Below are 2,046 nucleotides of genomic sequence, written 5' to 3'. Positions count from 1 at the left end.
TTTGTCAGTCTGTTCATAGCATTCTCCCGTCAGAATAACTCCGCACAGTCTGCCAGACACAGCAGAACCGATGAAGCGCTGGCGGTGCTGAAAGACAGCCAGAAACGGTGAACGGGAGCGGATTTTAATCCGGTGACGTGAGACGTTGGGCAAGCCGCAGGCGCGGCAGTGGTTTTAGCGGGTTTCGGGGCGCAGCCCTGAACCAGTCACGCAGCGCTAGCGGAGTGTATACTGGCTTACTATGTTGGCACGGATGAGGGTGTCAGTGAAGTGCTTCATGTGGCAGGAGAAAAAAGGCGGCACCGGCGCGTCAGCAGAATATGTGATACAGGATATATTCCGCTTCCTCGCTCACTGACTCGCTACGCTCGGTCGTTCGACTGCGGCGAGCGGAAATGGCTTACGAACGGGGCGGAGATTTCCTGGAGGATGCCAGGAAGAGACTTAACAGGGAAGCGATAGGGCCGCGGCGAAGCCGTTTTTCCATAGGCTCCGCCCCCCTGACAAGCATCACGAAACCTGACGCTCAAATCAGTGGTGGCGAAACCCGACAGGACTATAAAGATACCAGGCGTTTCCCCCTGGCGGCTCCCTCGTGCGCTCTCCTGTTCCTGCCTTTCGGTTTACCGGTGTCATTCCGCTGTTATGGCCGCGTTTATCTCATTCCACGCCTGACACTCAGTTCCGGGTAGGCAGTTCGCTCCAAGCTGGACTGTATGCACAAACCCCCCGTTCAGTCCGACTGCTGCGCCTTACCCGGTAACTATCATCTTGAGTCCAACCCGAGAAAGCACGACAAAGCGCCACTGGCAGCAGCCACTGGTAACTGGGATATACGAGAGAGAGATTCAGAGGTCTTGAAGTATGGGCCTGACTGCGGCTACACTGAAAGAACAGTTTCGGTATCTGCGGTCTCGTATACCCAGTTACCTGGTTAAGCAGTTCCCCAACTGACTTAACCTTCGATCAAACCACCTCCCCAGGTGGTTTTTTCGTTTTCAGAGCAAGAGATTACGACTGAAACGACAGGATCACAAGAAGATCATTAACTCCGAGAGTAGTAACCCCCACCATGTTTGCCTATCAACACACTTAGGAAACATTACTTGCGTTTAGTTATACGACTTCTAGCTCTCCATAACAGATCCTCATTTTCTGCTGATGGATTTCGACGGTATCGTTCCTCCGCTTTCCGTACTCCATATTCAGGAAACACCCTGACAGCAACCATTTGTATAAAGACATAACACACCAAAAGCAAAAATAAAAAACCAATAAACTCAAACATATATCACCCTCTTTTCTTCTCATTTCTCATGCGTGTAGCCACCATTATTTTATAGTTAGCACTCGTAGGGTTCTCCATATATTTACGGGTAGCACGTTCGACGGCAGATTCGGATGAACTAAAAAAAAGCATAAATAATTTAAATGCAATAACGGCGACTACCACTACACCAATAAATGTAAGCATCACTCTTACTCCTGTTATCAACATTAAACATAACATCCGTTGGCCGCACCGCCTCAAACGCCCTCAGCGCGTTTCTGAGGCCTCCGGCCTGAAACATACACCTTTCTGTGCCCATATCGAGAAAAAACGCCCCTGATGATTTCTGCGTACCTGCATGGCTATGCACGCGGGTGAATGGCAGACGATTTCGGAGTGTCAGCACCACTAAACCGCCAAAAGGCGCAATCAGCGGCGCGGCGCGCGCGGACGTGACCAGGCAAACTCGGACTGCTGCCGCTCATCCTCACGTAATGCACGCTGGCGGTCGGCGTAACGCTGCGACTCAATCTGCGCACGCGCTCTGTTCAGGACGATATGCCGGTTCGGCTGATTTAGCTTTTTGCCTGACGCTCTCTCAGCTGCGGCAATAGCATCATCAAGAAATTTTTTCTCTGCAGGTGTCAGGTTTGTCAGTCTGTTCATAGCATTCTCCCGTCAGAATAACTCCGCACAGTCTGCCAGACACAGCAGAACCGATGAAGCGCTGGCGGTGCTGAAAGACAGCCAGAAACGGTGAACGGGAGCGGATTTTA

1 protein-coding gene is annotated in these 2,046 nt (G+C 51.4%); it reads right to left on the bottom strand.

All coding sequences use genetic code 11. From position 1 onward, the window contains the following. Positions 1–1,699: 1,699 nt before the first annotated feature. Positions 1,700–1,936 carry a hypothetical protein gene (locus EU557_RS25315; protein ID WP_001676031.1) on the bottom strand — a complete coding sequence of 79 codons (237 nt, stop codon included), beginning with the start codon at positions 1,934–1,936 and terminating at the stop codon, positions 1,700–1,702. Positions 1,937–2,046: the final 110 nt, after the last annotated feature.

Source organism: Hymenobacter wooponensis (assembly GCF_004745865.1).
Taxonomy (GTDB): Bacteria; Bacteroidota; Bacteroidia; order Cytophagales; family Hymenobacteraceae; genus Hymenobacter; species Hymenobacter wooponensis.
Note: the sequence above shows the minus strand (reverse complement) of the source record. Positions and strands in the feature narration are given on the sequence as shown.